At 28.7% G+C, this 25,287-nt stretch carries 22 protein-coding genes and 1 pseudogene; 20 read left to right on the top strand and 3 right to left on the bottom strand.

Going from position 1 to position 25,287, the window contains the following annotated elements:
- Position 1 precedes the first annotated feature (1 nt).
- The 20 genes and pseudogenes from Q4Q35_RS06735 (at position 2) to Q4Q35_RS06640 (ending at position 21,613) form a co-directional block, all read left to right on the top strand.
- Positions 2-262, top strand: coding sequence for a hypothetical protein (locus Q4Q35_RS06735; protein ID WP_303277188.1), 261 nt, complete (start codon positions 2-4; stop codon positions 260-262).
- Between the two features lie 221 nt (positions 263-483).
- Positions 484-1,728 (top strand): protoporphyrinogen/coproporphyrinogen oxidase, encoded by a 1,245-nt coding sequence (locus tag Q4Q35_RS06730; RefSeq protein WP_303277186.1) that lies wholly within the window; start codon positions 484-486, stop codon positions 1,726-1,728.
- Positions 1,729-1,844: 116 nt separating this feature from the next.
- Positions 1,845-2,855, top strand: coding sequence for a nitroreductase family protein (locus Q4Q35_RS06725; RefSeq protein ID WP_303277185.1), 1,011 nt, complete (start codon positions 1,845-1,847; stop codon positions 2,853-2,855).
- Positions 2,852-4,381, top strand: a complete 1,530-nt coding sequence (locus tag Q4Q35_RS06720; RefSeq protein WP_303277184.1) for an oligosaccharide flippase family protein — start codon at positions 2,852-2,854, stop codon at positions 4,379-4,381. The genes Q4Q35_RS06725 and Q4Q35_RS06720 overlap by 4 nt, the downstream gene beginning before the upstream one ends.
- Positions 4,344-5,510, top strand: a complete 1,167-nt coding sequence (locus tag Q4Q35_RS06715) for a polysaccharide pyruvyl transferase family protein (protein WP_303277182.1) — start codon at positions 4,344-4,346, stop codon at positions 5,508-5,510. The genes Q4Q35_RS06720 and Q4Q35_RS06715 overlap by 38 nt, the downstream gene beginning before the upstream one ends.
- 103 nt (positions 5,511-5,613) lie before the next feature.
- Positions 5,614-6,762, top strand: a complete 1,149-nt coding sequence (locus tag Q4Q35_RS06710; protein WP_303277181.1) for a glycosyltransferase — start codon at positions 5,614-5,616, stop codon at positions 6,760-6,762.
- Positions 6,759-7,901, top strand: coding sequence for a glycosyltransferase family protein (locus Q4Q35_RS06705; RefSeq protein ID WP_303277180.1), 1,143 nt, complete (start codon positions 6,759-6,761; stop codon positions 7,899-7,901). Before Q4Q35_RS06710 ends, Q4Q35_RS06705 begins: the two co-directional genes overlap by 4 nt.
- 24 nt (positions 7,902-7,925) lie before the next feature.
- Positions 7,926-9,137, top strand: a complete 1,212-nt coding sequence (locus tag Q4Q35_RS06700; RefSeq protein WP_303277179.1) for a hypothetical protein — start codon at positions 7,926-7,928, stop codon at positions 9,135-9,137.
- Positions 9,138-9,149: 12 nt separating this feature from the next.
- The gene (locus tag Q4Q35_RS06695) at positions 9,150-10,286 is read left to right on the top strand and encodes a glycosyltransferase family 4 protein (RefSeq protein WP_303277178.1); all 1,137 of its coding nucleotides are present in this window, start codon (positions 9,150-9,152) and stop codon (positions 10,284-10,286) included.
- 24 nt (positions 10,287-10,310) lie between these two features.
- A complete protein-coding gene (locus tag Q4Q35_RS06690; protein WP_303277177.1) occupies positions 10,311-11,756 on the top strand; it encodes an MBOAT family O-acyltransferase in 1,446 nt (481 codons plus the stop codon).
- Between the two features lie 11 nt (positions 11,757-11,767).
- Positions 11,768-12,835 carry a hypothetical protein gene (locus tag Q4Q35_RS06685; protein WP_303277176.1) on the top strand — a complete coding sequence of 356 codons (1,068 nt, stop codon included), beginning with the start codon at positions 11,768-11,770 and terminating at the stop codon, positions 12,833-12,835.
- A 136-nt stretch (positions 12,836-12,971) separates the two neighbouring features.
- The gene (locus Q4Q35_RS06680) at positions 12,972-14,225 is read left to right on the top strand and encodes a hypothetical protein (protein ID WP_303277175.1); all 1,254 of its coding nucleotides are present in this window, start codon (positions 12,972-12,974) and stop codon (positions 14,223-14,225) included.
- 457 nt (positions 14,226-14,682) lie between these two features.
- Positions 14,683-15,657, top strand: a complete 975-nt coding sequence (locus Q4Q35_RS06675) for a class I SAM-dependent methyltransferase (protein WP_303277174.1) — start codon at positions 14,683-14,685, stop codon at positions 15,655-15,657.
- 472 nt (positions 15,658-16,129) lie between these two features.
- A complete protein-coding gene (locus Q4Q35_RS06670) occupies positions 16,130-17,227 on the top strand; it encodes a DUF1972 domain-containing protein (RefSeq protein WP_303277173.1) in 1,098 nt (365 codons plus the stop codon).
- A 640-nt stretch (positions 17,228-17,867) separates the two neighbouring features.
- Entirely contained in the window at positions 17,868-18,053 is a 186-nt protein-coding gene (locus tag Q4Q35_RS22375; protein WP_367892733.1) for a UDP binding domain-containing protein, read from the top strand.
- Positions 18,054-18,109: 56 nt separating this feature from the next.
- A complete protein-coding gene (locus tag Q4Q35_RS06660) occupies positions 18,110-18,328 on the top strand; it encodes a hypothetical protein (RefSeq protein ID WP_303277172.1) in 219 nt (72 codons plus the stop codon).
- A 234-nt stretch (positions 18,329-18,562) separates the two neighbouring features.
- Entirely contained in the window at positions 18,563-18,670 is a 108-nt protein-coding gene (locus tag Q4Q35_RS22565) for a hypothetical protein (protein WP_496559755.1), read from the top strand.
- A gap of 358 nt (positions 18,671-19,028) precedes the next feature.
- A pseudogene (locus Q4Q35_RS22560) lies at positions 19,029-19,100 on the top strand (hypothetical protein); the annotation flags it as partial.
- A 172-nt stretch (positions 19,101-19,272) separates the two neighbouring features.
- Entirely contained in the window at positions 19,273-20,259 is a 987-nt protein-coding gene (locus tag Q4Q35_RS06645; RefSeq protein WP_303277171.1) for a UDP-glucuronic acid decarboxylase family protein, read from the top strand.
- Between the two features lie 34 nt (positions 20,260-20,293).
- The gene (locus Q4Q35_RS06640) at positions 20,294-21,613 is read left to right on the top strand and encodes an exopolysaccharide biosynthesis polyprenyl glycosylphosphotransferase (protein ID WP_303277170.1); all 1,320 of its coding nucleotides are present in this window, start codon (positions 20,294-20,296) and stop codon (positions 21,611-21,613) included.
- On the opposite strand, the gene Q4Q35_RS06635 is transcribed toward Q4Q35_RS06640, so the two are convergent.
- From Q4Q35_RS06635 to Q4Q35_RS06625, 3 genes are read right to left on the bottom strand one after another with little or no spacing between them, the layout of a single operon-like run.
- The gene (locus Q4Q35_RS06635; protein ID WP_303277169.1) at positions 21,610-22,773 is read right to left on the bottom strand and encodes a glycosyltransferase family 4 protein; all 1,164 of its coding nucleotides are present in this window, start codon (positions 22,771-22,773) and stop codon (positions 21,610-21,612) included. The two genes, Q4Q35_RS06640 and Q4Q35_RS06635, sit on opposite strands and share 4 nt — an antisense overlap.
- Entirely contained in the window at positions 22,773-23,867 is a 1,095-nt protein-coding gene (wecB, locus tag Q4Q35_RS06630) for a non-hydrolyzing UDP-N-acetylglucosamine 2-epimerase (protein ID WP_303277168.1), read from the bottom strand. The genes Q4Q35_RS06635 and wecB overlap by 1 nt, the downstream gene beginning before the upstream one ends.
- Positions 23,864-25,183 carry a phenylacetate--CoA ligase family protein gene (locus Q4Q35_RS06625; protein ID WP_303277167.1) on the bottom strand — a complete coding sequence of 440 codons (1,320 nt, stop codon included), beginning with the start codon at positions 25,181-25,183 and terminating at the stop codon, positions 23,864-23,866. Before Q4Q35_RS06625 ends, wecB begins: the two co-directional genes overlap by 4 nt.
- Positions 25,184-25,287 lie beyond the last annotated feature (104 nt).

The following is a 25,287-nucleotide window of genomic DNA, read 5'->3' as shown; positions in this document are numbered from 1 at the left end:
AATGAATGAAATTCTTGTAAATATTCGAGAAGAGTTAGTACTTTGTGAAAATGAAAAAAACGTAAATTTTGTGTTGTTCTGCAACGCAAAGCCGATTTCAGATTTAGTTTTAGATGAAGAAGATTTGGGTAATAAAAAATTTTATAAAAAAATACGACTAACTAAAATCGATTTTATAGAAAATTTAACTAAAGATGTTATAAAGTTAATCTTAAGATTTCCTCCAACTCAAATTTTAAATTTATTTCGGGGCAATATGTGAATTTAATAAAAGGTAGTCTTAAAATAAGCTGTTTTTGTTTTCGAGTTCACTTTTAAAGTTTATAATCTATTTTATTGATGAATGAGCTTACAAAATATCTTGCCAGTTTAAACATGAACTTATTAAAATTAAGATGATTAAAGTGTTTAATGTATAGGGATTGTATATTCTAAAGATAAGTATGAATAGATATTGTTCTATTGAATTTAAAAAAGATAAAAATGAAAAAAATAGCGATTATTGGAAGTGGTATATCTGGAATGACATTGGCTCATAATTTTAAAGGTAAATTTGAGGTTGAATTATTTGAAAAAGAAAGTAGACCCGGTGGTTTAATCAAATGTGATGTAATTGATGGTAATTTATATCATCTGGTTGGAGGTCACGTTTTTAATTCTAAACGGCAAGATGTATTAGATTGGTTTTGGAATTTTTTTGATAAAGATAAAGAGTTTACTAAAAGTAATAGGAATGCTGTAGTGTATATAGATAAGCCAATTGGCTATCCAATAGAAAACCACTTGTATCAAATGAATAATGGTACTACCAAGAAAGTTATAAATGATTTGTTAGACTTGAATAAGTCAAATGAAGAACCTCAAAATTTTGAGCAATTTCTTAAAGGTAAATTCGGTTTAACGTTATACGAAGCTTATTTCAAGCCATATAATGAGAAGATATGGAAAAAAGATTTAAGTAAGGTGCCTTTAACTTGGTTAGAAGGAAAGTTGCCTATGCCTAAAATTGAAGAGATTCTTTACAATAATATTAAAAAGGAGAAAGAAATGAATATGGTACATAGTTCTTTCTTTTATCCCAAAGTTAATGGCTCTCAGTTTTTAGCAGATCGATTATCTGAAGGATTAAATATTAATTTAAGTACCCCTGTTGAAGCCTTGTTAAAAGATAAAGAAACGAACAAATGGATTGTAAATTCTGATAAAGAATTTGATATGATTTTTTTTGCAGGAAACATCAAATCATTGGCATCAATGTTAAAAAATGATTTTTTAGAAAACTATGAAGAAAATATTAAATCATTAGATTTTCACGGAACCACTACGGTTTTGTGTGAAGTAGACCCTAATGATTATAGTTGGATATATATGCCCAACGTAAAGTATGATGCCCATCGCATAATTTGTACCGGAAACTTTTCAAAAAATAATAATAAAGAAGGAATCATGTCAGCAACAGTAGAATTTACTGATTATGTTTCAGAAGACACGATTAAAGAACAATTAAAAGATATTCCTTTTACACCAAAATATATATCACATAAATATACGAAATACACATACCCTATTCAGGATGTTACAACCAGATCTTTAATTTCTGAAATTAAAGGTATTACAGAAAAAGAAGGGTTGTATTTATCAGGACGTTTTGCAGAATGGGAGTACTATAATATGGATGCTGCAATAGGGGCAGCAATAGATTTATCTAAAAAGATTTTTGATATTTAATGAATGTGGATTGTTATATAAGATATGAGTAATATTAAATTTAGAAACACATTAATAATGGTGAAATAAAATGAGACTAAAAATAAAAAATATTAAAATTCTAGAATAGAATATAAATGTTAGAAATAAAACAAAAAATCCGTAATATCTTAATTAAGATAGGTCTAATTAGCCCAAGGCTATCGACATTATATTATTTTCTATTTTCAAATAGATTTGATAATGTACATTATGCTATTTTATCTGGTATTCATGAGAATAGATTGAATACCAATAATATTGGTAATTTCCGTAGGTCTATTCATAGAATTGAAAAAGGATTAATAACCACTCCATCTAAGCCTTTTTTCGCTGAAGGTTATATTAAAGAAACGATTGAATCCTATGGAGCTATGATTATTAACCCTAACGATGAAAACTTGATATTATGGGCTAGTAATGTATTACAAGACTATTTCGATAAAGTAGAGCATACAAACATAATTAAGTCTGCTTTTAATCATTTTAATTTACTTGGTAAATATGAGATTAATGAAAAGGCTAAACCTTATAAAGCTCAAAACAAAATATGTTCAATTAGTTACGATGATTACTTGGACCTGAATAAGTATCGGAGATCTATAAGATATTATACAAACAAGGTAGTGCCTAGAGAGCTTATAGAAAAGGCTGTTAAGGCTGCATTATATGCTCCAAGTGCATGCAATCGTCAACCTTTTAGTTTTTTTATAATTGAAGGTAATAAGAATATTCATGGATGTGATTATACTCCTGATGGTGCACAATCATTTTCAAAAAATATCCATACAATGATATACGTAATTGGTGATTACAGTTACTATTTTCATGAAAGAGATAAAAATGTAATATTTGTTGATGGAGGATTGGTAGTTATGAATTTAGTTTTGGCGCTAGAGACACTTGGGGTATCCTCTTGTATTTGTAATTGGGGGGATCTTAAAGATAAAAACAACAACTTATCTAAAAAACTTAGTTTAAAACCTTATCAGAGTTGTATAACAACGTTATCTATCGGTTATGCTCTTGAAAATTCTGGCATAGCAAGCTCAATAAAAAAGACTGTCGATTCTGTTGTTAAGTATCATTCAGAACTTCCTATTAAGTGAATATAATTATTAAAAATACAGGGTTTTTATATTTAAAATCAATATTATCAATTGCTATATCTCTTATTTCCACCAGATATGCCTTAGAATTTTTGGGAGAGGATTTATTTGGAACTTTTATAGTTATTGCGGGTGTAATTAGTTCTTTGGCATTTTTAAATGGAGCAATGAGCGTTGGAATTCAAAGGTATATGTCTTATTATCAAGGTAAAGATAATCTCAGTTTTCAAAAAAAAATATTTTGTAATGGGTTTGTTCTTCAATTAATTTTAGCAATTACAATTGTTTTGTTATTAACTTTAGTTGAGGATTATTTATTTAATCAAGTATTGGTGATTAATGAAGTTGATACTAGTAAGTTAGTATATAGAATCATGTTACTAAGTATTTTTATGACGATTTCATCTGTTCCGTTCATATCAACCATAAATGCACATGAAGAAATGCACTATATTGCAATAGTTGGATTTATTCAAGTGATTTTGGTATTTATACTGAGCGTTTCTTTGAAATTTACAAATTGGAATAGGCTTTTGTTTTATGGATCAGGAATGGTAGCAATACAATTAATAATAAATAGTATATATGCGATAATATGTTTTAAAAGATACCCTGAGATAACATTTTCATTAAAAAAACACCTTGATAAAAAGTTTTTAAAAGAATTAATAAGTTTTTGTGGATGGAATACAATTGGTGCTATAACAGGGACCTTGAAAAATCAGGGAATAGCAATATTATTAAATGCTAAATTAGGAACATCCATAAATGCAGCCTATGGGGTAGCTGGGAAAGTTTCAGAGCAGTTGAATTTTTTTTCAGTTACACTTCAAAATGTCATAAATCCTCAAATAATGAAAAATGAGGGCTCAGGTGAGCGAGATAAGATGATAAATTTATCTTTTATTTCATCAAGAGCTAGCTTTTTTCTTTTTGGAATTTTTTCACTCCCATTGATCTTTGAAGGACATTTGGTTCTTAATTTGTGGTTGATTGATGTGCCAGAAAACACTACGAATATTCTACGAATTTTACTTGTAGCCATTTTAATTAATCAAGCTAGTATAGGATGTGTTTCTGGGATTCAGGCTATCGGAAATATTCGAAACTATTATATTATTGTTGGGGGGTCAAAAATTTTAATGTTGCCAATTTCATTTGTAATTCTTTATTTGAAGTTTGATGTTATCTGGGTATTTATTAACTATGCTTTTTTTGAATTATTTGCAAGCTTTTTGCGTGTTCTTATGTTTTCAAAAATTAGTGATATTAAAATTTCATTGTTCTTAAATAAGGTTCTTTATAAAGAAATGATTCCAACACTTATTACAGTTCTAACGTCTGTTATTTTAGTAAGTTTTTTACCTGAACATAATCGGTTTTTAATTTCTATTCCATTAATCGTTATTACATTTATTAGTACTATTTTTGTTTTTGGAATGGATTTAAGTGAACAAAAGCTGATAAAACAAAAAATTAAAATTTTGTATGAAAATTCAAATAGACGGAACAAATACCGTAAATAAAGGCGCTGAGTTAATGCTTTATAGTGTGCTTGAGCAAATTGAAGAAAAGTATCCAAATTCAGAAATCTTTTTTAATGATAATAATTATAGAACATCCAAATCATCTGATGTAAAAACCAAATTAAAATTTAAAAAAAGATTTTGGTTAAGGGCAGGAGATTTTTTAAGCCCTATAAAAGCTGAAGGAATTTTGAGAAGATTGGGTCTGCCATATCGTTTTTTATCTGGAAATTATGCTCCTTCTGATATAGATGTTGTCTTTGATGCTAGTGGATTTCAATTCACTGATAGCTTTCGTATAAATGAGAAAGTATTATCTTTTAAGGTTAATTATTATAAAAGTTTAAAAAAGAATCATATTAAACTAATTTTTCTTCCTCAAGCTTTTGGACCTTTTGAAAAACCCATTGGCAAAAAAACTGTAAAAATACTTAATGAGTTTGTAGACATGATATTTGCCAGGGATGAAGTTTCTTATCAGCATTTGGTTAAAAACGGTTTTAATAAGGAAAAACTATATTTATATCCTGATTTTACTGCTCTTTGTGACGTTTCAATACCTTATAATGAAAAAGGAAAACTTAAAACCGTATGTATTATACCTAATTATCGTATGATAGATACTGGAAATATAGGCGAGAATGTCTATGTAGATTTTTTTGTTGAAATGATAACAAGGATACAGGAAAAAGGATTTAAAGTAAAATTATTAAACCATGAATCTAAGGGGGATTATAAATTGTGTTTACAAATTAATAATTTACTAATTAATCCTGTACCTATTCATGATAATTATGATGCTCTTAAGGTAAAGGCAGAAATATCAAATAGTTGTTTGGTGATTACATCAAGATTTCACGGTGTCGCAAGTGCACTCAACTCTGGTGTTCCTTGCCTTGCTACTAGTTGGAGTCATAAATATGAAATGCTTTTTAAAGATTATAATCAATATGATAATTTATTAGATCATAAAAATATAGAAGCTTCTTGGGTAAGAATTGATGATTTTTTAAATATAGAGAATAGGGAAATTATTATTGATACAGTGTTAAAAGCTAAAGACAATATTGTCAAAAAAAACATAGACATGTGGGAATTAATTTGGAGAAAAATAGAAGGCGACATTTAATATGTTGTTATATTATAAGTTTATAGTAAGAATGAATCGAATATATGTACTTTAACAAAATTTATAACAAAGTAAGTTTTAAATAATTAAAATAATAATTTTAATGTATAAGATTTTATTTATTCTAATGCCAGTGGAAGGGTATGGAGCCGAAAAATCGCTACTATCGAATATCATTTATCTTAAGAATCAAAATCTTATTGATCCCTTAATTATAATTAATAAAAAGAGTCCTAGTTTAGAACTATTACTTCAGAAAGAGAACATTCGATTTTTTAAAATACCTTTTAATTGTTTTATAAAAGCTAGTACGAAAGGGGTTATAGGTTCAATTAAACCTCATGTAAAATATATAGTAAATAAAATTTTGGCTATGGTTTTTAGCTCTTATCTTCAATTCTTTAACAAAAGCAAAATTGATTTCGTATATACTAATACTTTAACTTCTTTTTATGGGCTATTCCTTTCAAGAAAACTCAAAGTAAAGCATATTTTACATATTCGTGAAGTGATTGGTGAGCAATTTGATTTTACATTGGATTTTGGCACGGAAAAAACATACAATAAGTTAAAAAAGAATACGTCATTATTTATTTGCAATTCAGAATACACCAAAAACTACTATTCTAAGTACTTTAATACAAATTCTCTTAAAGTCGTTCCAAACCCCATAAGACTAGATGAATTCACCAATGAAAAAAAGGCTAAAAGAGAAAAAATCAAATTAATTTGCTTAGGGCGCTATTACGAGGATAAAAATCAAATGGAATTGTTAAAAGCGGTTAAGTTGTTAAGTGAAAGAGGAGTAACTGATTTTAAATTGGATTTATTCGGGGATGGTATTTTAGAAAGTACATTTCTGCAATTCATTGAAACTAACAATCTCAAAGATTTGATTTCTATTAATGGCTATACTTCTGATATTTCTTCATTATTGGCTAAATATGATATTGCTATTGTACCCAGTAGATTTGAGGCGTTTGGTAGAGTTACAATTGAATACATTTTAAGTGGTTTAGCAGTTATAGGTAATGATTCTGGGAACACAAAATATTTAATTAATCATCAAGAATCCGGATTAATTTACAAATATGGAAATGAAATGGATTTAAGTGAAAAAATTGAGTTATTACTGGATAACAAAGAACTAAGACATAATCTTGCTAAAAATGCTAAAATCCAAATAGGGAATACGTTCTCTGTTAAGAATAGTTCAGAAGAACTATATAAAGCTTTAAAATCACTCAAATGAAAATAATCTTGTATGACCCGTTGTATGCGGAAAAAGGGCATTACCAAAGATACTCTAAGTATATTAGTAAACTTTTATGTTCTTCCAATAAAATTGAGAAAGTATATTATTTCACAGATAAATCAGAGTTAAACTGGGATTTAAATTCAGATAAAATTCAGATTATTCACAATAACTCCTCCAGAATTGAGGATATTCAAACTAAGTTTATTCAAGTTAAAAACGAGAAATTCAAAAAACTAAAATTAATAATCTCTTCTTTTTTACATTATTATATTGTTCTTAAACAATTGAAAAGAATTAAGGCAGATAAAACAATATTTCTTTCACAGGGACAATTATCATTTTGGATTCCCGTACTTTTATTCTATAAAAACTATGTGGTTTCTGTTATAATTTTGAAATGGCTTTATGAAACTAAAGGAGTAAGGTATTTTGTGAAGAAAATTTTCGAATTATTTTTAAAAAAATCTAACATAACTTTCTTTACCGAAGATATTTATCAAGAAGACACTAAATATTTAAATTTATCTAAAACTTTTGTTTTATCTGACAGGTTTTTGCATACATCCAATTCTAAAGATACTTTAACAAAATCCAAAAATTCGCAAGAAAAAATCAAGCTGTTAACTTTAGGCACTATTTCATCTAATAAAAACCCAATAAATTTTCTCAAACAATTTAAAGAACTAGAAAAAAATATACAATCTAGATTTGAATACAAAATATATGGTAAAATAGTAGAAGAAAATCTAAATGAATTATGGAGTTTAGCCAATGAAATTGATTCTGTAATTCTAAAAGACGAATATATTAATCAAGAGTTGTATGTTGAACTAATGAGCGAAGCAGATTTGATTGTCATACCTTATTCAGGAACGTATTTAAGATATGCAACATCAGGTGTAATGTGGGATTGTTTCGAAAAATCAAAACTGATTTTGTGCCCAGAACACGAATTATTTATGCATTATATAAATCATTATCAAATTGGTTATACTTATAATCAAAAGAATTTTAACAAGGTACTGAAAGGAATTACTAATAATACACCGAAAAAAATGATTAACAATTTTGAAAAGTTACAGAATGATTTTGCTTTTGATAGGCAAGTTTCAATATTGGAAGGTAATTTGTGATTCTAAAATCTAACAATAATTATAATGCAATCGTTAAACAAAGATAAAATTGAAAATGTAGGTTTAAATGGAAAGTTGTTGATTCTTACCTTTTTTATCTTTAATGCTGTTTTCCTTCCACCCCCATTACTATGGATAAACTTTTTATCTGTCTTCTATGTTTTTAAGGTTCTTAATTCTAAATCTGTTTTTATACTAATTGTATTTGTTTTGTTATTAGGTCTGTTTTCTGCTATTCACTTTTATAATGGAGTGGATATAGAATCTTATAGGAATAGTAGTTTGATTTATATATTGGTAGCATATACAGCAATTACAGCAAGAGTATATTTGGTAAATAACTCGATTAAATTTGATGCATTTTATAAACTTATAGTCAAATATAACTTTGTACTCTATATAGTGGGTCTCTTTCTATATTTTTTAGATATTCCTTCTAAAGTTTTTATAGTTTATAATTATGAAGAAGGAGGGCTACCAAGAATGCGAGGGTTATTGTATGAACCTTCTTTTTATGCATACCTTTTAACCCCTTGGATAATTTATGCAATGCTTAAAAATATAAAAAGCAAAGCAAATAAATCAGACTTAAAGTATTTTATACTTTTGGTTATACCTTTTGTATCAACTGCTTCAATTGGTGTTGTTTCTGCTCTATTTATGGCTTTAGGTGTAGTAGGATTTTTAAGAGTTTTCAGCTATATGAAATTAAACAGAAAGGTTGTGATAGTTACTGCATCTGTTTTTTTTGCTTTAATTATCACAGTTTTATTATACCCTGAAATAATTTTATCTCGAGTTGTTTCTATTCTTAATGGTGAGGACGGGTCAGCTAATCAAAGAACGATAGGCTCATTAGATGTGTCATATCAAATTATGAAAGAAAAAAGTACTTTGTTTGGTATTGGTTCGGGTCAGATTAAAATCATAGGGAATGATATATTTAATAATTATTTCAATTATCAAAAATCCAATATCGCAAGAATTCCAAATGCCATAGGTGAGACAATGACAATTTTTGGATTTGTTGGTTTGACAATAAGACTTTTTATCCAATTTATTATATTCATTTACTACAAAGTTTACAATAATAATTATTTATTAGCACTATTTTTATTCCTTTTTATTTACCAATTTACTGGGAGTTTCATTACTTCGACTATTGAGTATATTTTCTGGTTACTCTTAACAATTCCTGTTTTTAGGGAATTTAAATTTGGGCATAACCGATCCTAAAATTTTATCATTATGGAAATATTTGTTGATGGATACACTTTACATAAAGAAAATCAAGGAACAAAAACCTTTATTTTAGAATTATACAGACAGTTATTAGAAACGCATTCTAATATTAAGATAACTCTTGGAATAAGAAAGGAAGCTGAGTTAAGCATTAGTGAATATTTTGGTGAAAAAACAGACTTATATATTTACAAACTACCCAGCAGAATGTTAGTATTAAACCTAGAAATCCCATATATAATAGCCAAGAAGAAAATTGAATTGGCACATTTCCAATATTGGATTCCTTGGTTGAAATTGAATTCATGTAAATATTTGGTAACCATTCACGATGTATTATTCCTTTCATACAAAAAAGAATTTCCGAAATCTTATTACTACAGTAGAAAAATAATATTTAAAATAAATGGTTTATTAGCAGACATTACCAGCACAGTATCAAATTATTCTCGATTAGAAATTCGGAATAAACTAAATATAAAAAAAGATATTTACGTAATCAGAAATGGTGTGTCAGACTTATTTATCAAAGCCCACAACTTGAGACCAGTTAGTAAGAATAAATATGACTTAGAGATTCCGGAAAAATACATCTTATGCGTAAGTAGAATAGAGCCTCGTAAGAACCATCATTTGATGATTCAATTGTTTTTAGAATTGGAACTTCAAAAGAAAGGGGTACACATAATATTTATTGGACATAAATCTCTTAAATATAACAATCTTGATCAGATGCTCCAGGGGGTATCTATGGAACAAAAGCAGTTTATTCACTTTATTTCTAATGTTGAGTTAAATGATTTGTTATTCTTTTATAAACAGGCTTCATTGTTCCTTTATTTGTCTAAGGCGGAAGGTTTCGGGATTCCGCCAATAGAAGCGGGTGCTATTGGTGTTCCTGTAGTGTGTGCAAAAAACACAGCGATGGTGGATTTCGAATTCTTCGGTGAAGATTTAGTTTCTCTGGATAATATTGAAACATTAAAGCAACGTATCCTCTTTAATTTAGATAATCAAAATCAAAATCAATTATTATTAATTAAAAATGAAATTTTGAAAAAGTACACCTGGAAAAACTCAGTAAATGATTTAGAAGTTATCCTTTCAGATTATTTCCCTAATTATGTAAATAAGAACGCTTAAAAAACTAACCCTAAATGATATACAATGTTATTTAATTCCTTTGACTTTGCAATATTCTTACCAATTGTATTTATAGGATATTGGTTTTTATTTAATAAAACACTTAAGATTCAGAATTTATTCATTCTTGTCTCAAGTTACTTTTTTTATGGTTGTTGGGACTGGAGATTTTTATCATTAATTCTTTTTAGCACGATAGTAGATTATTTAATAGGTATTGGTTTATCAAGAAAAGAGAACATAACTAAAAGGAAACTTCTTTTGTGGATAAGCATTTTAATGAATTTAGGATTTCTTGGTTTCTTTAAATACTATAATTTCTTCCTTCATAATTTCATCACAGCGTTTTCATTTTTTGGTAAAGAAATAAGCGCAAATTCATTAGACATTATCCTTCCTGTTGGAATTAGTTTTTACACTTTTCAGACATTAAGTTATACTATTGATGTATACAAGAGAAAACTTGAACCAATTAAAGATTTTATTGCTTTTTCTGCGTTTGTAAGTTTTTTCCCTCAATTAGTTGCGGGCCCTATTGAAAGAGCTACAAATCTTTTACCACAATTTCAAAAAAATAGAATTTTCAAAAATGATCTGGCAATTGACGGGGTGAAACAAATTTTATGGGGATTGTTTAAAAAGGTTGTTATAGCAGATAATTGTGCATTTTTTTGTAATGAAATATTCAATAATTCCTCATCCTATAATGGAAGCACTTTAGTGCTTGGAGCAATCTTTTTTTCATTTCAAATCTATGGTGACTTCTCTGGATATTCAGATATTGCCATAGGGGTAGCGAAATTATTTGGATTTAAACTTATGAAAAATTTTTTGTATCCTTATTTTTCTAGAGATATTGCTGAATTCTGGCGAAGATGGCATATTTCCCTCACTACATGGTTTCGAGATTACTTATATATCCCCTTGGGAGGAAGTAGAGCTTCTAAAGGGGTGATTGTAAGAAATGTTTTAATAGTATTTCTTGTCAGTGGTTTTTGGCATGGAGCAAACTGGACGTTTTTATTTTGGGGAGGTTTAAATGGATTACTATTTTTACCTCTAATAATACAAAAAAAAAATAGGAAGTATACAAATGATATTTCAAATAGTTTTTATTTTTTACCATCTTTTAAAGAGTTTTTTTCAATATTATCAACTTTTGCTTTAGTGACCTTGTGCTGGGTGTTTTTTAGAGCAGAATCACTTACTCATGCATTCCAATATTTAAATGGGATATTTAGCGATACTTTATTTGAGCCCCCACTGATTACATTTAAACTAGGTTTATTGGTCTTGCTAATTTTTTATATGATTACTATTGAATGGTTTGGTAGATTTAGTGAACACCCGCTGAAAAATTTAGTTAAAAACAGGAATATTATGTTTAAAATTTCTTTTTATTCATTAATCCTTATTTTAACCATTTGGTTTTCTGGTAAGCAGCAGGACTTTATTTATTTTCAATTTTAAAACAATCTGGTTTGAAAACATTTTTTATTAAAATCATTAAGCATCTATTTATTTTTTTAATAATCCTAGAAATAGTATCCAGAGTTTTTATAGATCCCCTATTCTTTTTTTCGCTAGATACATTTCGAAATAAATCGTGTAAAACTATTAAATGCATTCTAGAAGAACCTAATGACAAACCAGACTATATTTTCATGGGTAGTTCTAGAGTAGCAGCATTAGTCAATCTGGAATTACTAACTGATTTAACAGGAAATAAAAATGTCCTAAATAGTGCCAGAGGTTATATGACCCCTGGAATTATGATTCAAGCCTTAAAAAGCAAACTAAGAGAGACTCCCGATTTTTTAAGTGACTCAAAAGTGTTTTTGGAATACTATGGTCAGGGTTCGTTAACTAATTTATATATAAGAGATCAGCTAAAAGTATACGAAACCTATACCATGAAATATTCATCTCAGCCACAATTTATTTTACCGTATCTGAATTTTTCAGATTTAAAAGATTTTTGGTCTGTTTCATCAAATTCTTGGAAAGTTAAGGTAAATCTTACTGTTCTTTACTTTTCAGCTTCTTATCGGTGCGCATTATTCATGAACGAAAAATTTAATTATGCAGATAAAGTGCTTTATAAAGGGCAATCCAATGTTTCGGAATCAGGAGGAATAAGAAGTGATGATATTGAGAATACAATTCAGTTTGCCGCAATTAGTGCTGAGAAAAAAAAACAAAGAATTTTATCTGAACCTTATTTAACACAGGAAATTTTGGCAGAAAGCTCACTTTCAGAACTTAATAATCTCGTCAGAGAGAATGGTGGAGAGTTGGTCTTGTTTAAAACCCCATTGCATTCAATTTCGAAAGAAATTTTTAACACCCAAAAATCTAAATTAAATAATCAAGTTTTTATAAAATGGTTAAATACCCAGAAAATTAATTTAATTGAACCTGAAAACTTCAATTATAAAGATGAAGATTTTCTAGATATCCTTCATATCAACCCAGATAGAAAGGATGAGTATACCCATTCCTTATATAATCAAATATTAGTCTTAGAAAATCTTTTAATAAAGAATTAGATATGAAACCATCAACCATAGAAACTAGAGGATTTGATAAATTTTCAGGGTATTTTACAGGATTTGCCTCAGAAAATGCTACAATTTTATCTGTTTACAATCCACCCATATAAAAAACATCCAAAAAAAGTAAATTATGCAATTAAAACATTTTGATAGGATTGTTAACAAAATTAATTTAATGGAATTTTGGTATGCGTTCTTACTAGCCTCTTTACCTCTTCCGTTCAATTTTCAGAATATAATATTTATTGGTTTTATTTTAGCGATCATTTATAATTTTTTTTCTTCCTCTTCAAAAACAAGTAAATATCGAATATATCATTTGTTCTGCTACTTAATATATCTTTTAATTATAACTTCTATTATATGGTCAAGTAATATACCTCTAAGTGTTGATAAAGGGATTCTAAGATTCTTAAATTTTATATTAATACCATCTATTTTTTTAATTTGGAACCGTTCCAAGGTTTCTAAATACAGAATATTAGTAATATTTTCCTTTTTTGTTACTTGTTGGGCTGTATTTTTTATTACCTGTGGAATTTTTTATTGGTTAATCCATCATTCAATAGATAAGCTTTTTCATCATGAATTGGTTAGTGTCCTTGGACTAAATAGGATTTATGTAAGTGCTATGGTATTTATTTCTGTTTTGCATTTAATAATAAATATCAAGTTTTTAAGTAAATACCGCCAACTTTTTTTAGTTATTCAAGTACTATTTTTATTTTTATTGTCTTCAAAATTATTTATCGCTTTAAGCATCATGGCGATATCAATAGTCTATGTGATAAGAATTAAAAAAGTAATTAAAGTTGCCATGATAATTGGAATATTGTTAATTTCATTTATGACAATAAATTCTCTAAATAGAGGTAAACTGTTAACTGAATTAAATCCAAACTTAGAACAAACACTTTATTCCGACACATTTGGGCAACTCTATTATGCGAATGGAATCAATTTAAGGATGCTTTATATTCGCTTTTATTGTGAATTAGTTAAAGAAGAACGAGTTAATTTCTTTTTGGGATCAGGTATAGGCACGTCTCAAATTATTCTTAATCAAAAAATTGATGAATATGATATATGGAGAGGTTATAAGCAGTTCAACTATCATAACCAATACATTCAAGGACTTGCAGAAATGGGATTATTGTATCCTGTTTTTTTATGTTTTCTGTTAATTATTGGTTTTAGAAAGTTAGTATTACAAAAGAATTATTTTGGAGTTGGAGTAATATTCATGTTTATTATTCTTTTCTTCTCAGAGTCATTCTTATATCGTCAGAAAGGAATTTATCTTTTTTTACTGATTTACTTCTTGCTAATTGATGACAATTTTAATGTTAAACGAACCCTTAACAAGGGTGTAAGCACCAAATAAACAATTGGTCATTTCCCAATAATAGGGAATAAATTAAGTTATAAAAGAATGCCAGATGACCTAAGAATTAGCGACGAGACTTTTTGTGGATTACTGGACAAATTAACCTATGGAAGCGTGAGTTTATAGTTAATTAAAACTTAGCTTTTGAAATGGATAATAGGCAAAAAAAGAGTAAAACAGAACTCAAAGAAGATTGTTTGCTAAAAGGTCATAGGTCTTAAAAAATTTGTTCGACTTTTTGTTGTAAGTTCAAGATAAAATAGGTTTTTTTGTAGAATCCTTTTTAGATAAGATATATGAACTCTACAATATTGTTAGTAGAAACTTAGCTTTACACATGTGACGATTTAAAATTAATATATAAAAGACGAGTTAACTCAAGTTATTATAGATTCTATTATAAGGATTCGTAAATAAAAAACCGTTATATTACTTAATTACTTATCATTTTTAAATGAAAAAAATTCTACTTTCTATTACTCCTGTCATTGATATATTTTTAATTCCATTTTTAATTCCAGCTTCTTTAATTATGTGGTTAACTCGGAGAATTGGAGTAGAAAAAATCCCATATTCTAGAAAAACTATGTTAAAAATAGGAGTCCTTCCTATCATTGATCATTATTATGAGCCTTTAATCAATTCGAAACATTTAAGGTTTTCGTTAAGAGAAAAAAGAAACTTGGTTGGAATTAATTGGAATATAGAAGAACAGCTAAAATTATTAAATAGATTTAAATATCAATCGGAGCTTTTAAATTTTTCGGATTTACCCACAAATGATATAAAAGAATTCTTTTATCTTAATAAAAGTTTTGTAAGTGGAGATGCATGCTTTTGGTATAGCATAATTAGAGATAAAAAACCTAAAAAAATAATTGAAATAGGTAGTGGACACTCAACACGTATGGCTCAAGCTGCTATTATCAAAAATCAACAGGAAAACCCAAATTATAATTGTGAGCATATCTGCGTTGAACCTTATGAAATGCCATGGTTAAGTCAAATGAACGTAGATTTAATAAGAAAAAAAGTAGAGACCTTGGATTTGGAACTATTTCGAAAACTTGAAAGTAATGATATACTCTTTATTGACTCTTCTCACATGATTCGACCTCAGGGAGATGTTCTTTTTGAGTTTTTAGAAATTCTACCTATCTTAAAATCTGGAGTTATTGTTCATATACATGACATATTATCTCCTAGAGATTATTTAACTGAGTGGATTACTGAAGATATAAGATTCTGGAATGAGCAATATTTGTTAGAAGCATTCCTTACAAATAATAAAGATTGGAAAATTATAGGTGCTGTAAATTTCTTAAAGAATGATTATTTTGATCTTATGAAAAGTAAGTTCCCAAAATTGGATATAAACATTGAGCCAGGGTCGTTCTACATTCAAAAAAATAGTTTAAATTTTGAATAAGATTTCCAAAATAGATGTGCCCTCTTTAAAGTAGTGGATAGGCTGGAGCTGTAATAGAATTATTTAATAGATCCTAATAATACCTGTTACAAAGTTTTATTATTGGAGAATATCTAATAAGGCTATCTTATTTTTTTGCGAATGAAAAAAGTACTATAAACAATATTTATTCAAGAGTAAAAAATTATTTTAATTGGTTAGTTTGGGACAATTAGTTTGGTGTTATTGGAAGTAGCATATTATGGATGTATAGCTATTACTAATTGAGTCGATTAAACTGAATATTTTGGTGAAAATGCTTATTATTGTAAGCCTGAAAGTGTGATATCAATATGAGAAGCAGTGGGAATAACTTTTAGGCAAAAACATAGTAGAGGGTTTAAAGAAAAAATTAGGGAAGAATATATTCGTTTGGCAGCTTCAAAAACAAATAAAGCATATAAAGAAGCGATTAATAATTAGAATTTAGTTTGTGAAAATAGCAATCTTAGGAACAAGAGGAATACCTAATTATCATGGAGGTTTTGAACAATTTGCGGAATTTTTTTCCGTGTATCTTGTTAAAGAAGGACACGAAGTAGTGGTTTACAATTCGAGCGACCACCCTTTTAAAAAAAAAACATTTAAAGGTGTAGAAATTATTCATAAAAAAGATCCTGAAAAGAGGATAGGTACCATAGGACAATTTATCTATGATTTTAATTGTATTATAGATTCTAGGAAAAGAAAATTTGATATTATACTGCAATTAGGTTATACAAGTAGTTCTATTTGGCATAGGCTTTTGCCTAAATCTGCAGCTATAATAACCAATATGGATGGTTTGGAGTGGAAGCGTTCTAAGTATTCTAAACTTGTTCAAAAATTTTTACTCCATGCAGAAAAATTAGCTGTTAAAAGTAGTGATTTTTTGATTGCTGATTCATTTGGAATTAAAGAATATTTGAAGGCTAAATATAATAAAAAGTCAAAATTTATTGCTTATGGAGCTGATATTTTTAAGAATCCAAAAGAAAAAAAAATAGATAAATATAAAATAAAAGCATATTATTATAATATGCTTATTGCTAGGTTAGAACCAGAAAATAACATCGAGATTATTCTTGATGGAGTAGACAAATCAAAAAGCGATTTACCCTTTCTTGTAATTGGTAAACATAATGAAAATGAATTTGGACGTTATCTCAAAAAGAAATATAGAAATAGTAAGAACATTAGATTTATAGGAGGAATATATGATATTGAAGAATTAAATAATTTAAGGTTTTTTTCAAACCTTTATTTTCATGGACATTCGGTTGGAGGAACAAACCCCTCATTGTTGGAAGCTATGGCTTCCAATGCATTAATTATTGCAAGTGACAATATTTTCAATAAATCTATTTTAAAAGAAAATGCATATTATTTTTCAACATCAGATGATATTAGTAAGTGGATTAATAATTTATTAAAAAATAATAATATTAAGTTGTTGAAAAACAACAAAATAAAAATTGAAGAAGAGTACAGTTGGGAATTTATAGGTAATGAATATTTAAGCTTTATGATTGAAGCTAAAGACAATAAATAATTTATCTATAGATAAAAATATCGTATAAAAAATATTTGCTACATAGGTGCGGAGGATCTAAAATGGCTGTTATTGAAAAGAAATGCTCAAAAATAAAAACTACAGTTTTACTGTTGTAAATATTAATCAAGGCAGAATTGATAGATCGAATAATAAAGAGTTGGGTAATTTACCAATATATGAACTTGGTATATCTAATTTAGTTTAGAGAAGTAAGGGACAAGAATCTTTTTTCTCTACAAATAGTTGATAAAGCCGATATGATTTTTATATTGGTTACATATCAATAAAAATTTTTTGGAAAGGAAAAAAGATGGCAGCTGACTTAAAATACATCGAGTTTTGTGCAAGGCAAATAGCCAATGTGGCTAAGCAAGATTAAATAGTTGTTGGAAAATCGACGTTTCTAGTTAGAACAGTATTAGCGTTAAGAATAGATAATACAGGAGATGGTGTGCAATTTAAAATTTTATCAAACCTCGATAGCGTATTAATCGGTGGTGATAATTCAATTAAGGAAGGTGAGGCTGCCATTCGCTTTAGTCAGATATATATTCGAATAGAATTCCTAAAGAAAGAATATATACCGATTTAGATCACCTAAACACACGTTCATCAGACGAAAATAAAAACTTGTTAAATACAGCCTTATAAGGCTTGCAAAGGTTTCCATGCCATAGCTGTTTTAACTGAATGGGATGAGTTTAAAAACTATGATTGGAAACGTATTTATATAAATATGCAAAAGCTTGCTTTTGTTTTTGACGGCAGGGGCATTTTGAACAAAAAAATTAGAAGAAATAGATTATACTTTTTACAAAATTAGCGGTGGTAAGTAAAATTTAAGAAAAGGTTGATCATATTTTATAAAAAAAACTGTACATGGTTTTAGGAGAAGGAGATAAGGAGTTTTTAAATTTATCTGAGCAATACAAGTCAATAGTTGTTGTTGGTTCTCAGCAGTCTGGGAAAACAACATTGGTAAGATTAGTGTTTCCGGATAGCCTTTGTAAATTTAGAAAATCTTCACACAAGAAGTTTTGCTTTAGAATATTTAAAAGTGTTTTTAGAAGAATATTCAAAGGACGCTATACTAGATGAGGTTCAACGAACACCAAAGTTATTTTCATATTTACGCAAATATTAGATCAAAGTAATAAAACAGCACAGTTTACACTAACAGACTCAAACAATTTTTTATTGCAACAAAGCATTACATAAAATCTTGCAGGTAGAGCAGGTTATTTAAACTTATTATCTTTTTCGTTATCTGAAATAAAAGATATAGTACCTAAAACCATTCACGAAAAACTTTTTAAAGGATTTTATCCACCATTGTATGATAAACCTTTTGAGACTCAAAAATGGTTTTTAAATTATATTAAAGCATATTTAGAAAAGGATATAAGACAATTAAAGGGATTGAAAACTTGTTGTGTATGAAATACTTATAAAACTGTGAGATGGCAGAATAGGTCAATTGCTAAATAAAAATGCGTTGGGTGTTGAAGTAGGTGTGGACAGTAAAACAATTGAATCCTAGATAGGGGTGTTAGAAACCAGTTTTATTTTATTTAGATTACAACCACATCATAATAGTTTTAATAAGTATGTTGTAAAAATGCCCCAAGCTTTATTTTTACGATGTAGGTTTAGCAAGTACTTTATTAAGTGTTCAGGATGTTAATCAATTAAATTTACATCTATTTAGAGGAAACTTGTTTGAGAATATGGTCATTTTGAACTTTTAAAACAACTATTAAATAAGGGAAAAGTAAATAATTTATATTTTTGGAGGAATAGTAAAAGAAACGAGATTGATATTGTAATAGATGATTTTGATGAATTAATACCTGTTGAAATAAAATCATGAAAAACCGTTACAAATAATTATTTTAAAGGGTTAAAGTATTGGAATAATTTAATAGGATATGAAGGAGGAAAAATTGTTTATAGAGGCAAATATTATCAAAAAAGAAACCATATTTTTGAAGTAATTCCTTTAGATTTGATGAGTGAAAAAATTAAGGATTAAAACTTAAGCATTGAAAAAAATTTTAATAACAGGAGCAGCAGGTTTTTTAGGATCACATTTATGCGATCGTTTTATCAACGAGGGATATTGTGTTATTGGCATGGATAACTTTATTACGGGTGATAAAAAAAATCTGTCCCACTTAAATGATAACCCAAACTTTAAGTTTATTGAACATGATGTCACTGAGTTTATAAGTATTGAAGGTAGCCTAGATTACATTTTACACTTTGCCTCTCCTGCCAGTCCAATTGATTACTTAAAGATTCCTATCCAAACATTAAAAGTAGGATCGTTGGGCACTCATAATTTATTAGGGCTAGCAAAAGCTAAAAAAGCCAGAATACTTATAGCCTCAACATCTGAAGTTTATGGAGACCCGTTAGTTCACCCACAAACAGAAGATTATTATGGCAATGTAAATACTATTGGTCCTCGGGGTGTTTATGATGAAGCAAAACGTTTTCAGGAATCTATCACTATGGCATATCATAGATTTCATGGTTTAGAAACACGAATAGTTCGTATATTTAATACCTATGGTCCACGGATGCGCCTCAATGATGGTAGAGTTATTCCAGCATTTATGGGTCAGGCACTACGTGGAGAAGATTTAACTGTGTTTGGTGACGGTTCTCAAACAAGATCATTCTGCTATGTAGGTGATCAAGTAGAAGGTATTTATAGGTTATTATTAAGTGATTATACAAGACCTGTTAATATTGGTAACCCTCATGAGATTACTATAAAGGATTTTGCAGAAGAGATTATAAAATTAACAAATACCAACCAAAAAATCATTTATAAAGAATTACCTCAAAACGACCCATTACAAAGGCAACCAGATATAACTTTAGCAAAAAGACTATTAAATTGGGAACCAAAAATTGGCCGAGAAGAAGGAATGAGAATGACTTATAAGTACTTTAAAACACTATCAGAAGAAGAATTATTTAAAAGTGAACATAAAAACTTTGAAAACCATATAAAAAAATAAAGTGAGCTATAAACAGGGTAGATATTCAAATTTGATGAAACCATTATCTGGTTTCATTGATTTATGTATAATAAATTTAACTGTTTTTTTATTTGAAATAAATTTATTAAATGCATATATCTTTTGTATATACCTGTCCCTTTCGTGGATTATTATTTCTCTTATAAATCGTTTTTATGAAGTTCAACGCCATACCAGAATAATTCAAATTATCCCCCTTTTATTTAGGCAACTTGTTTTTTATTCAATTGCCCTCTATGCCTTTATTGGTTTTTTTAAACAACCCAATATAAGTAGGCTTGCATTGGGCAATTATTTATTAGCGACTTTGGCATTTATATCAGTCTTTAAAATATTAGCATTTTTCTTACTTAAAAAGTACAGGTCTGTTTTAAGTGGTAACATAAGAAATGTTGTTGTTATTGGTGAGAATGAGAAAACAAGACAATTAATAAAAACATTTAAGACAAGACTTGATTTTGGATATAAATTTAAAGGGAAATTTAGTGTTAATGAAGGTGATTTTTCTTTAGAAAAATGTTTCCGGTTTATTATTGATAATGATATTGATGAGATATATTTTTCTGTATCTGAATTATCTAATAGGCAAATCAACCAATTGATTGATTTTGCAGACAATAATTTAAGAGAATTAAAATTTATTCCTGATAATAAGGATATCTTTTCTAAGAAACTTAAGTATGAATATTATGATTATATCCCAATTTTATCTATACGAGAGATATCGTTACAAGAATCGCTGAACAAATTTCTTAAGCGTTCTTTTGATATTATATTTTCTTCATTTATTATTTTCTTTGTGTTGTCATGGTTAACCCCAATTTTAGCCATATTGATACGCTTAGAATCTAAAGGTCCTATATTTTTTAAACAATCAAGGAATGGATTCAATTATGAAGAGTTCGATTGCTATAAATTTCGTTCCATGACTCCAAATATAAATGCACATTTACATCAGGCGACAAAAGGAGATCAGAGAATAACAAAAATAGGGAGGTTTATACGAAAAACTAGCATAGATGAACTACCTCAATTTTTTAATGTATTATTTGGAAATATGTCTGTTGTGGGACCCAGACCACATATGGTAAGCCATACAAATATATATGCACAAAGAGTTGATAAGTTTATGGTGCGTCATTTTGTAAAACCCGGGATTACTGGTTTAGCCCAAATAAGTGGGTTTAGAGGAGAAATAGAAAAGGAAAAAGACATTATTAACCGTGTAAAATATGATATTTTTTACATTGAAAATTGGTCATTATTATTAGACTTAAAAATTATGTTTCAAACTTTTTTAAATGCTTTAAAGGGAGAAGAAAAGGCGTATTAAATCTTTTCTATTAAGGAATTCAATTGCTTATCAAAATCAAAATATTCACAAGCAGTTTTCACGATTCTTTCTCTATTTTTTAATTCTAAATCCGAAGATTCAATTTTAGAAATAACCGTATTTAAGCTACTATAATTTCCAGCTTCAGCAACCCAACCCAGATTATATTCTTTAATTATTTGTTCACCTTCTCCACCGCCAAAATAGACCATAGGCAAGCCCAATCTGGCGTATTCAAATATTTTTGATGGTACAGACCCATAAATTCTATTTAACAGTGGAATAATCGTTAAATCATACCCTATAAGAGCTTCATGTAACTTATCTCTTGATATTTCACCATGATATATAATATCCAATTCAGGATTATTAGAAATAAATATCTGAATTTTATTCTGTTCAGCACCTCCCCCATAAATATGAAATTGGACATTACTATAATCTAGTTCTTTACATAATTTGTATATCCCTTGAGCAATACCTAACAAACCAGCATATACCACTTTTAATTTTCCTTTTGAAGCGACACTTCCAGAAATTTTAGGAGGTACAAAATCCGGATAATTACGATATAAAAAAGTGTCTTTTTCGGGAAATAAAGATGTCACATGATTTAGAATTTCATTACTCTGTCCTAAAACGAGATTAACGTGTTTATAATTAAAACGTTCAATTTTTTCGAGCAGTTTGTAACTGAAATTCTTTTTAAAAGCGCCTAATTCCAGTCCGGCAATGGGCCATAAATCACTTACATTTAAAATGAGTTTTCGTTTTTTAGAACGCAGAAATAAAACAGAAGTAAATGCAACTAATAAAGGAGGAGATTGTATAATAACAGTTTTTGAGATTCTATTCCACATAAAAAACCAGCATAAACTAAAGCTATAAGATAGCATAGCTATTAAACGTAATAGCTTATTTTTAGAGTTACTGGCATATATCCACAAGCGATGAATAATAATATTATTTTCTATGGTGGTTTCCTTAAACTTTCCTTTATAGGCTTCAAAAATCTTGCCCGTTGGATAATTGGGTAAAGGTGTTAAAACAGATACCTTAAAACTATGTTTTTGGAGCCCTTCAGCTAAATGAAAGATACGGTTTGAAGCAGCTCCCGTTTCTGGAGGAAAATAACTGGTTATGATGAGGATGTCCTTCATTATAACTTATAAATGTCTACTAAGTGGTTAACAATTCTATTTGCTGCGTTTCCATCCCATAATTCAGGAATACTTCCTTGTTTCCATGATTTAGTTAGTAATATCTTAAAAGCATTTTCAATTTTTTCAGAATCATTTCCGACTAAGATATTAGTTCCTATATCACAAGTTTCAGGGCGCTCTGTAGAATCTCTAAGCGTCAAACAAGGCACATTCATAACTGTAGTTTCTTCGGTTATACCTCCGGAGTCGGTCAATACAGCAAAGGCATGCTTTACTAAATAATTAAATTCTAAGTAACCTAAAGGATTAACATAATGAAGATTTTTAAAATTTAGATCTAAACCACTTAAAAGCTTTTTAGTTCTGGGATGAACAGGGAAAATAATGGGGTAATTTTCACTTAGTAATACAATTTGAGTGACTAGCTTTTTTAGAAGATCCTCTTCATCAACATTACTGGGTCTATGAAGTGTCATGACAAAATATTGTTTCTCAGATAAGCCCAAATCCTTCCAAATCACAGGTTTTTTTAAGCGAGCCTCATTTTTTCGAAGTGTATCGATCATGACATTACCAACAAAAAAGATATTCGATTTCGGTATACCGAGTTTCATTAAATTCTCATTAGCATACATGGACGTTGTAAAAAAGTAATCTGTTAAGCTATCGGTTACAATTCTGTTAATTTCTTCAGGCATTTTCATATCACCAGAACGGATTCCTGCTTCAACATGAGCTACTTTTGTGTTGGCTTTTTTAGCTACAATAGTACAGGCCATAGTTGAGGTAACATCACCAACTACCATTACCAAATCACTGGAGTTTTGTTCCAGTTCTTTTTCAAAACCAATCATGATGGCAGCCGTTTGCTCTGCTTGCGTGCCACTTTTAACGTTAAGATTGCTGTCAGGGAAAGGAATATTTAGTTCTTCAAAAAAGGTATCACTTAAGTTTTTATCGTAATGTTGCCCCGTGTGTACAAGTCTGTAATTGATATTAACACCGTCTTTTTTTTTGTTCTGAATCGCTTCAATAATAGGAGCAATTTTCATAAAGTTAGGCCTAGCGCCAGCAACTATAGTTATATTCATTTGTTTGGGTATATTAGTGATGAAAACTGTTTCAATTTACCGCTTTTTGAGCGTTTTAATTTGGTTTGTCTTTCAAATAAGATAGTAAGTCCGTTTTCAAGATAATTTTCCATTTCATTTTTTATCAAATCAATTTTGGTTAAAGAGATATCATGATCGCTAACATAGTAAATTTTAAATGTATCAAGCTTTATCTGTTCAATAATAAACTCTTTAACGTTACCATCATTTTCAATGATACTTTTCGTAATGTAGTAAAATGTTAAACCGGCAGCTTTTTTTCCACTAGGTAATATAGCCATGTCATTTGTTCTGCCAATTAGTTTTTCCAGAATAGGTTTTTTAGGCGTACTTTTTTTCGAAAGCATACCAATATCTCCAATATCATATCTTATAAATGGTTGCGCCTTATTATATAAAGAAGTAATGACCAAACGACCAGCTTCACCATAAGGTAACACCTTATTGTTTTCGTCTAGAATTTCTACAAAGAGCGTTTCACTATTGATAATCCATTCTCCTTTTGTGTTTTCAAAAGCAATTAAATCTAATTCAGAAGCACCATATTCATTGATTATAGGGACTCCAAATTGTTTTTCCATAAGTTGCCTATCATCTTCAAAAAGCATTTCGGAGGTTACAACACAAGCTTTTAAAGTAGGGCAAATAGACTTAAGAGTGATATTTTCACGTTCAAGATATTTAGCGAATTGTACCATAGGGCTGGTATAGCCATTCATATAGACAAAAGGCTTTTTTTTAAAATCGATTAGCCAATTATCCAGAGCTTTATTGCTCAAATCAAAGACATTAAACCGATATCTGTTGCTTATAAAATCTTTTAGCTTTTCTGTGTAATAGCCTTTTTTATCTAAGGGAATTCCGTAAAACCGTGCTTGTTTTGTGGTATTAAAATTAAGATCAAACCAAGAAAAACGATCCATGATAATACCCCAGGTTAAAGCATGAGTAAATTTATCTTTAGAAAAAATAAAAGGCTGCCCAGATGCCCCAGATGTTTTATCGATGTAAATATTCTTTTTTGAAAACCCATCCGACAAAAGTGTTTCTAACGGTTGTTGTAAATCTTTTTTCAACATCACTGGAATAGTATTCCAATCTCGCGGGTCTGCCTTTTTTGCAAAAGATTTGTAAAACGAATTATGTATTAAGTGATAAGAAACAATCGCTTCTTTACTGGTTTTAATGTAGGTGTTAAATTCAGCATCACTTTTCTCTTGAATATCTTTCAAAACAAGTTTGGCTTTTCGTATAGGAAAGCCCTTAAGGTTTAAAGAAAGATTGAATAAATTCAACTAGAAATATTATTTGTTAGTGCCTGAAAAACAAAGCTAAATATAAATCCCGTTTTTTATAATGATTATATGAAAAAAACATGAAACAATTCATGGCTAAACCT

The sequence above is a fragment of the Flavivirga aquimarina genome, from assembly GCF_030540835.1.
Lineage (GTDB): Bacteria > Bacteroidota > Bacteroidia > Flavobacteriales > Flavobacteriaceae > Flavivirga > Flavivirga aquimarina.
This window is presented reverse-complemented; position numbering and strand designations above follow the sequence as displayed.

Bases quoted from the DNA above. Each gene is read 5' to 3' on its own strand.
- Q4Q35_RS06710 (WP_303277181.1), top strand. From the start codon at position 5,614: ATGTATAAGATTTTATTTATTCTAATGCCAGTGGAAGGGTATGGAGCC.
- Q4Q35_RS06735 (WP_303277188.1), top strand. From the start codon at position 2: ATGAATGAAATTCTTGTAAATATTCGAGAAGAGTTAGTACTTTGTGAA.
- Q4Q35_RS06675 (WP_303277174.1), top strand. From the start codon at position 14,683: ATGAAAAAAATTCTACTTTCTATTACTCCTGTCATTGATATATTTTTA.
- Q4Q35_RS06715 (WP_303277182.1), top strand. From the start codon at position 4,344: ATGAAAATTCAAATAGACGGAACAAATACCGTAAATAAAGGCGCTGAG.
- Q4Q35_RS06690 (WP_303277177.1), top strand. From the start codon at position 10,311: ATGTTATTTAATTCCTTTGACTTTGCAATATTCTTACCAATTGTATTT.
- wecB (WP_303277168.1), bottom strand. From the start codon at position 23,867: ATGAATATAACTATAGTTGCTGGCGCTAGGCCTAACTTTATGAAAATT.
- Q4Q35_RS06680 (WP_303277175.1), top strand. From the start codon at position 12,972: ATGCAATTAAAACATTTTGATAGGATTGTTAACAAAATTAATTTAATG.
- Q4Q35_RS06695 (WP_303277178.1), top strand. From the start codon at position 9,150: ATGGAAATATTTGTTGATGGATACACTTTACATAAAGAAAATCAAGGA.
- Q4Q35_RS06725 (WP_303277185.1), top strand. From the start codon at position 1,845: ATGTTAGAAATAAAACAAAAAATCCGTAATATCTTAATTAAGATAGGT.
- Q4Q35_RS06705 (WP_303277180.1), top strand. From the start codon at position 6,759: ATGAAAATAATCTTGTATGACCCGTTGTATGCGGAAAAAGGGCATTAC.
- Q4Q35_RS06700 (WP_303277179.1), top strand. From the start codon at position 7,926: ATGCAATCGTTAAACAAAGATAAAATTGAAAATGTAGGTTTAAATGGA.
- Q4Q35_RS06660 (WP_303277172.1), top strand. From the start codon at position 18,110: ATGGTTTTAGGAGAAGGAGATAAGGAGTTTTTAAATTTATCTGAGCAA.
- Q4Q35_RS06635 (WP_303277169.1), bottom strand. From the start codon at position 22,773: ATGAAGGACATCCTCATCATAACCAGTTATTTTCCTCCAGAAACGGGA.
- Q4Q35_RS06730 (WP_303277186.1), top strand. From the start codon at position 484: ATGAAAAAAATAGCGATTATTGGAAGTGGTATATCTGGAATGACATTG.
- Q4Q35_RS06640 (WP_303277170.1), top strand. From the start codon at position 20,294: ATGAAACCATTATCTGGTTTCATTGATTTATGTATAATAAATTTAACT.